The following is a 7,199-nucleotide window of genomic DNA, read 5'->3' on the forward strand; positions in this document are numbered from 1 at the left end:
GGGTAAACACCCAGAAATGCCAACCGAAAAATCCGTTTTACTCAAAAAACAAAAAGGACGTTGTGCATATTGTGGATTACACTTCCGAGATGGAGATTTATTAGAAACCGACCATATTACTCCCACATCAAAAGGGGGTAATAACAATCGAAACAATAAGCAGTTGCTCCATCGACATTGCCATGACCTGAAAACTGCACAGGATATGACTGGTACTCATGAAAAGAGCCATGTAGTTGAGGAGCGGAATGAAGCGAAAGTTTCACGTTCCGTTCTGAAGACAAGTCGAAGCGGTGACGCTTCGGCTTAGTTTAACTCAAGCCAAAACCTAATCAAATAGAAGCCATTAACGAAGCAATACGGACCACCCAATTTGTTCGGAATAAAGTCCTGCGTTATTGGATGGATAATCCGGGTGTTGGCAAAACAGAGTTATTTCGGTACAACACAGCATTAAGGAAAGAGTTTAAATTTGTTGATGATTTAAACTCCCATGCTTGCCAGACTGCCGTAGAAAGAACCTTGCGGGCAATTACTCGGTTTTACGATAATTGCCAAAATAAAGTTAAAGGAAAGAAAGGCTACCCTAAGTTTAAAAAACATTCCCGTTCCGTTGAGTATAAAGTATCTGGATGGAAGCTATCAAAAGATAAACGCCATATTACCTTTACAGACAAAAAAGGTATTGGGACTCTTAAACTGATTGGCTCTAGAGATATTAATTATTATCAACCAGACCAGATTAAACGGGTAAGAATCCTTAATCGTGCCGATGGTTACTATGTGCAGTTCTGCATTAAATTAGACCCCAGAGACACGGTTAAACCTTTAACACCTTCCCAGAAAGCCACTGGGATTGATGTCGGATTAAAGTTTTTCTTAGTAGATAGCGAAGGCCATCAAATTGATTGTCCGAACTACTATCGAAAAGCTGAAAAACAACTAAACCGATTAAACAGGAAAAAGTCAAAGAAATACCGTAAGGGTAAAAAACAATCTCGTAATTATCACAAGGCTAGAAAGCGATATGCTCGGAAACATTTAAGAGTAAGTAGGCAACGAGAAGAGTTTGTCAAAAGTGTGGCACTCCGTTTAGTTAAGTCTAACGACTTAATCGCGTATGAAAACTTAAATATCAAAGGCATGGTCAAAAATCGTCATTTAGCGAAGTCGATAACCGATGCAGGATGGTCTGTTTTTAGGCAATGGCTAGAGTATTTTGGGGACAAATACGGCAAGTTAACTATAGCTGTCTCACCTCATAATACGTCTCAAAATTGTTCTAATTGTGGACAAAAAGTTCAAAAGTCGCTATCTACTCGAACCCATGTTTGTCCTCATTGTGGATATACAGATTGTCGAGACAGAAACGCCGCTTTAAACATCTTGCAAAAGGGATTAAGTAGCGTGGGGCGCACGCACCCCCCCCTGCCCCCCCGACATCGGGGGGGTGGGGGGGGGAGAGATTCCCTCTTGGTTGGTTGGAGAAATCCTGCTTGCTAACGGAGACTCAATGAACGAAGAATCCCCGTCTTTTTAGAGCGGGGAGCGTCAACAATCACATCTCTCGATGAATGCTCAAAAAATGCCTCGTCTCTGTGGGCTAAAAATTCAGGCAATTACTCCCTATTCTCTCGCTTGGTCGCACCAGCGATCGCTGGTGGAGGCGAGAATTGCTAATCCTGACTTACCCGATGTGCTGCTGCTGCTGGAACATCCCCCCGTTTACACCCTCGGTAGCGGTTCAGATATTAAGTTTATTAAATTTAATCTTGACAAAACCGACAAAGAAGTGTATAGAATCGAGCGAGGAGGCGAAGTCACCTATCACTGTCCGGGGCAGTTAGTGGGCTATCCGATCCTCAATTTGCGCTATTATCGGCAGGATTTACACTGGTATTTGCGACAATTGGAAGAAGTCATCCTGCAAACTATCGCTATTTATGGATTGTCGGGGGAAAGAATCGCGGGCCTGACGGGGGTATGGGTAGAAGGGTATAAAATAGCTGCGATCGGTATTAAAGTTAGTCATTGGATTACCTATCATGGTTTTGCCATCAATGTTTGTCCAGATTTAAGCGGTTTTGCCGAGATTATTCCCTGTGGGATTGCTAATAAACCCGTGGGCAGTTTACGGCAGTTTCTGCCTAATATTAGTCTTAGGCAAGTACAGCAAGATTTATCGAGAGTTTTCGCCTCAGTTTTCGGTGTGGAATTATTTTCTCTTGACAAGGATTAACATGAGCGATCGCAAAGACCCAGAAAAACTCGCGGCGGAAAATAGGACTGATAACCCCGAAAATAACGGTAAAGCCGGTTTATCGCCCCCCGATGCCTCCGAATACGTCTCCTCCTTATCTTCCCGTAATCCTCTGCGTCAGCGCATCCTAGTATTAAAAGACCTTCGACCGGGTAACGCGGGGTTATTACTGGCCCCCCTGATGGTGATGACCATCGGCCTCGTCTTTAGCTGGGACTGGTTAGGCTTTTCTGGGGCGATAGTAGCGATATTAATATCTTTACAGGTGATTTTACCCTCTATTCGCCAGTGGATCGCCCATTATCTCACCCCCTCTGAACGTCAGACCGTTTTCGCTTTTATCGTTTTTATAGCCGCTCTGGCCGGATTAGGGAAATATTTAGGAGTTTACGATCGCATATTGCGATGGTTGGAGAGTTTTAAATACGATGAGTTCGGTTCCTGGGCCGAGTGGGTGGGGGCCTTGGGACAGATTATGATCGCCGTGTTAGCCGTCTATGTGGCCTGGGAACAGTACGTTATTTCTAAGGATTTAACCATACAACAAAATCGCATTACCCAACAACAGACGATCGATTCCTATTTTCAGGGGATTTCCGATCTAGCCTTGGATGAGGAGGGATTTTTAGAAGATTGGCCCCAGGAAAGAGCGATCGCAGAAGGTCGCACCGCTTCCATCCTCAGCAGTGTCGATGCCGCCGGGAAAGCGAAAATACTGCGTTTTTTGAGTCAATCGCGGCTATTATCACCGATTAAACGCGATCGTTATCTAGGCCGACCGATTCTAGACGGGGAAGGGGGTTATGCGGAGGATCGAGAGTTTGGCACAAGAGTAGTACAATTGGGGGTAATGTTAGCGGGGGCCGACATTTCTGGGCAGGATCTGCGCTGGACCGATTTAAGCGAAGCGAATATGGTGCGGGCCGATTTAAGTTATAGCGATTTGGTGAAAGCAAATGTATCGCGGACAATTCTCTACGAAGCTAATTTAAGAGGGGCAGATATCAAAGGGATGCGTTTATTTTATGGTTCCCTAGAAAATGCTACCCCCCGCAGTCGTACCGTTCCCCCCAATTATGACAGCGGAGAACACACGGGAGCAGTGGTAGAAAATGTCAATTTTACTGGGGTGAAAAACATGAGCGAGGAACAACGTCACTATTGTTGTCGTTGGTGTGGGGAAAAGTCCCGCGCAACCATTCCGGGGGGATGTGCTGATATTGCCAATCTTTTGGGCCGTTAACGGAGGCGGTCGGCGGTCGGCAGTGTTATAATTAGTGGTATTCATGGCCAATAATTCCCACAAATTTATGAATCAAAAAGTCGTTATTCTTGCCACTGCCTCCGCTAGTTTATTAGTCCTAGCAGTTACCACTAACTCCGTACAAGCTGCCCCAGAGTCCTTTCATCCTAGTTTCAATACCAAGAACTTAGGTGACATGATGATCGGCAAGACAACCGGGGAAGAAAATCCGATTTTTCGTCATCTTAATTGTGGTTGTGCCACCTGTACCCAATCCCTTAACTCCTCACTCAATTGATAATTTTCCGCCCCAACGATCCTGGGGGATAAAAGTCCGCTCTAGATTAATTTTTGCCACGGGTTCTGTGAGGGTAAATTCTCCCGATTCGATTAGTGCTTTTAATTCTAAAGCGGCTTCCCGGGACAGGGAAATACTGGCCAAAGGAGCCACCCTAACACTTTTTCCCTCAATCATAATCCGACCGCTTTTTAGTTTAGCGTAGGTGATTAAACCAAAGGTAGGACGGACTCGCCGGGGAATGGAAAAATCCACCACTGGAGCGACAATTTCCTCATCTTTTACCGCACAATGTCGAACAATTTCCTCGCTTAAAACCGGAATCGGTACTGCTACTCCTAACATTAAAGAAGCCCCATAATTTTTGAAATAACAACCCCGCACCCAGCGAGCATTCATTTGTTTAGCATCCCCAATTAAGGCTAAGGTAGAAGCAGGACCAATAGGAGTTCGATTTTGTAGGCGTTTTTGCAGGGGAAAATGTTGGGTTCCTTCCCAGGCAATATAACCGATTCCTCCTCCTAAAAAAATGCGCGTACCGATGCCTATAGCCTCTAAATCGGGGTCATTTAACAGGGGAGAAATTGCGCCGGGGTTAGAATATACTGCATTACCTAATCGCGGCTGTAGTGGTCCCAAATAAGTATATAAAGTCCGCTCTCCCCCATTGACTCCGACGATAAAATTCTGGTAGAGATTGCGAGGATTAAAAAGATAAAATTGATTGATGGTATCCTTAGAAATAATCGTTTCAAAAGAAGTGCGAGGATAACAATCGGTAGCCTGGCCGACAGCGCGCAATTGAATCGATTTTCCGGCGATTAAATCCTCAATAATATGTCCGCCACCCCTTTCGGGATTTTCTGCCTCTAAATTCTCATTTTTGGCCGCTAGATCACTAATAGCACTGGCTCCTAAATATAAATCCACCGCCCCAAAACCGGCATAAGCAGGAATGCCATCTAACCAACATTGACGAATTTTTATCGGCGGATCCGTCTGACCTAAATTAATAATTGCCCCGGAAGATTCCATCGGTTCAAAGGTTCCCGTACAAACCACATCTACTTGGGAAAAAACCTCCTTAATTCCCATCTCGTTCACGCGGCTTTTTAATTCCTCTACTGTCCAGACTACAGCCGTTTTTTTAGCAATTTTGTCGTTGATTTCAGCGATTGTTCTCATAATAAAAATTGAACCGATGGGGGGTTAGGGAGCTTTTTGCTGTGGTCAGTAAACAGTTATCAGATGTGAGTTGTCAGTGAGTGGTATTAACTGAGCAGTATTAAATGGCGGTGACAGTGCTGTTTTTTCACTGATTACTGATTACTGATCACTGATCACTGTTATAAGATGAGAAAGGGAAAATTTACGATCGAAGCTTTTCTATGACAGTTACACCCGTTCCGGCCTCCTTTAATCCTGTTTCTGGTCTAGTTAACCGTATTCTCGGCATAAAACCGCTTTTTGACATCGCTCGCTATCAGGCCCGCAATATGATGATTAAAAGAGCCGAAAAACTAGGTGTACCTTGGCGAGAAACCGTCAAACAATGGCAACAAAGGGATTGGAGTCGGGAACTGCAAGCGGTAGAAAATCCCGATCTCGTCTATCCCGAATACTACGTTTGTTCTTTCCACGCTTACGAAAAGGGCAATTTAGACTGGTTGCCAGCTTTTGAGGTAGAATCTGCCGCCTATGCTGTTCATTCTACCATCTGGCCCGGGGCGGGGATTGACGGCGATCCGCGATTGCGGCGGGAATATCACCGGATATTGAAGGAGCAAATCAAGGCAGAAATTAACGATATTGTCGATTTAGGCTGTAGTGTCGGCATGAGTAGCTTCGCACTGCAAGATACTTATCCGCAAGCGCGGGTAACTGGGTTAGATCTCTCTCCCTACTATTTAGCCGTTGCCCAATACCAAGCTCAACAAAAACAAAAGACGATTCAATGGCAACACGCGGCTGCGGAAAAAACTCAATTACCCAGTCAGTCCTACGATCTGGTATCTTCGTTTTTAATGTTCCACGAACTACCCCAACAGGCTACTAGAGAAATTTTCGCCGAAGCGCGTCGTTTATTGCGATCGGGGGGTTATTTGACGCTGATGGATATGAATCCGCGCTCGGAAATTTATCGAAAAATGCCCCCTTATGTCCTCACCTTACTCAAGAGTACCGAACCCTATCTCGATCAATATTTTACTCTCGATATCGAACAGGCATTAGTTGAAGCGGGGTTTCAAGCACCGATCATTACCCCCACCAGTCCCCGACACCGGGCGATTGTTGCGCGGGTTTCCGAATCATAATTTTGAGGTAATCAATGAAGATAATTTTTCGTCAAAGTTGGACAAAGATATTAACTATTGTCCCTCTCTTCCTGTTAATTTTTGCCAGCAAAACCCTCGCCCATCATGCCACGGGAGGGCAAACTCCCGATAATTTTTGGAACGGATTTTTATCGGGTTTAGCTCACCCGGTTATCGGTTTAGATCATTTAGCTTTTGTGGTGGCTAGTGGTTTAATTGCTGTGGGGATGGAACAGGGTTTATTAATTCCGATCGCTTTTGCGATTGCCACTTTAATCGGGACGGGGATTCATTTACAGGGAATAAGTTTACTTTTTCCTGAAGGAATTATTGCCCTTTCTGTGGTGATTTTTGGCGTAATTTTAACTCTGAAAAAAGGGTTACAAAATCATTCTAATCTTCATACGATCGCTCTGGCAACTTTGGCAATGATCGCGGGAATTTTCCACGGTTATGCCTACGGAGAATCAATTATCGGGGCGCGAGTTGCCGCTTTAGTTGCCTATTTAATTGGTTTTACCGTGATGCAATTAGCGATCGCATCTGGTGCTTTTTTCCTTGGCAGTGTCATCAAGGAAAAATTAGCCAAGCAAGCAACTCTAATTAGCAAGTTCATCGGATTGGCAATTATGGCGATCGGTACAACTTTTTTAGTGGGAATTAAGTAAATTAATCTCGGTGGGGCTAATTATTAATGGCTCTCTTGAGGTTATAGGATCGAAGAAAGGGCGTACATATACGCCCCTACCAATCAGAGCAGGTGCAATCTAGGGGCGCAGCATCGATAGTTTGATCGCAGATTGTTTGCAGATTGTCTAGAGAGTCTGTAGGGTGAGCATTGCTACTGTTTACTGTTCACTGTTCACAGCAGAAAACTCCCCACACCCCATACCCTGCCCCCACAAAAAACTTTTTGCCGCAAACCCTAAAATAAAGCCAAGGAGTGCGAAACGTTTAGGCATGAAATAAGGAACCGAATGCCTGAAATAACCGCCTAGTAAGGTCTTCAGTCCCTCGACTGAATCTAACAGGTCAACCCTGACCAACCTTATAACTGTTTATATGTCCCGACGTTTAGTATCA

General features: G+C 44.6%; 8 protein-coding genes. 7 read left to right on the forward strand and 1 reads right to left on the reverse strand.

Features of this window, described 5'->3' with window-relative positions; all coding sequences use genetic code 11:
• The 5 genes from IM515_RS19810 to IM515_RS19830 all read left to right on the forward strand — a co-directional run.
• On the forward strand, positions 1–310 hold a 310-nt coding region (locus IM515_RS19810; protein WP_287629330.1), incomplete at its 5' end, for an HNH endonuclease.
• 26 nt (positions 311–336) lie between these two features.
• Complete coding sequence (locus tag IM515_RS19815; RefSeq protein ID WP_287629336.1) at positions 337–1,503, forward strand: RNA-guided endonuclease InsQ/TnpB family protein; 1,167 nt, start codon at positions 337–339, stop codon at positions 1,501–1,503.
• Between the two features lie 67 nt (positions 1,504–1,570).
• Complete coding sequence (lipB, locus tag IM515_RS19820) at positions 1,571–2,239, forward strand: lipoyl(octanoyl) transferase LipB (RefSeq protein WP_287629331.1); 669 nt, start codon at positions 1,571–1,573, stop codon at positions 2,237–2,239.
• Position 2,240: 1 nt separating this feature from the next.
• Positions 2,241–3,503 (forward strand): pentapeptide repeat-containing protein, encoded by a 1,263-nt coding sequence (locus IM515_RS19825; RefSeq protein WP_287629333.1) that lies wholly within the window; start codon positions 2,241–2,243, stop codon positions 3,501–3,503.
• A gap of 67 nt (positions 3,504–3,570) precedes the next feature.
• The gene (locus IM515_RS19830) at positions 3,571–3,801 is read left to right on the forward strand and encodes a hypothetical protein (RefSeq protein ID WP_052278455.1); all 231 of its coding nucleotides are present in this window, start codon (positions 3,571–3,573) and stop codon (positions 3,799–3,801) included.
• Here IM515_RS19830 and IM515_RS19835 read toward each other — a convergent pair.
• The gene (locus tag IM515_RS19835) at positions 3,790–4,986 is read right to left on the reverse strand and encodes a homocysteine biosynthesis protein (RefSeq protein ID WP_052276713.1); all 1,197 of its coding nucleotides are present in this window, start codon (positions 4,984–4,986) and stop codon (positions 3,790–3,792) included. The genes IM515_RS19830 and IM515_RS19835 overlap by 12 nt on opposite strands.
• Before the next feature lie 203 nt (positions 4,987–5,189).
• On the opposite strand from IM515_RS19835, the gene IM515_RS19840 reads away from it, so the two are divergent.
• Both IM515_RS19840 and IM515_RS19845 read left to right on the forward strand, forming a co-directional pair.
• Positions 5,190–6,116: a class I SAM-dependent methyltransferase gene (locus tag IM515_RS19840; RefSeq protein WP_159251428.1), complete on the forward strand. Its 927-nt coding sequence runs from the start codon at positions 5,190–5,192 to the stop codon at positions 6,114–6,116.
• 14 nt (positions 6,117–6,130) lie between these two features.
• Entirely contained in the window at positions 6,131–6,784 is a 654-nt protein-coding gene (locus IM515_RS19845) for a HupE/UreJ family protein (RefSeq protein WP_287629335.1), read from the forward strand.
• Positions 6,785–7,199 lie beyond the last annotated feature (415 nt).

The organism is Microcystis sp. M44BS1 (assembly GCF_020244875.1).
Taxonomy (GTDB): domain Bacteria; phylum Cyanobacteriota; class Cyanobacteriia; order Cyanobacteriales; family Microcystaceae; genus Microcystis; species Microcystis panniformis.

Coding starts and splice junctions, on each gene's coding strand:
- IM515_RS19840 (WP_159251428.1), top strand. CDS start 5,190: ATGACAGTTACACCCGTTCCGGCCTCCTTTAATCCTGTTTCTGGTCTA.
- IM515_RS19830 (WP_052278455.1), top strand. CDS start 3,571: ATGAATCAAAAAGTCGTTATTCTTGCCACTGCCTCCGCTAGTTTATTA.
- IM515_RS19845 (WP_287629335.1), top strand. CDS start 6,131: ATGAAGATAATTTTTCGTCAAAGTTGGACAAAGATATTAACTATTGTC.
- IM515_RS19825 (WP_287629333.1), top strand. CDS start 2,241: ATGAGCGATCGCAAAGACCCAGAAAAACTCGCGGCGGAAAATAGGACT.
- lipB (WP_287629331.1), top strand. CDS start 1,571: ATGAATGCTCAAAAAATGCCTCGTCTCTGTGGGCTAAAAATTCAGGCA.
- IM515_RS19835 (WP_052276713.1), bottom strand. CDS start 4,986: ATGAGAACAATCGCTGAAATCAACGACAAAATTGCTAAAAAAACGGCT.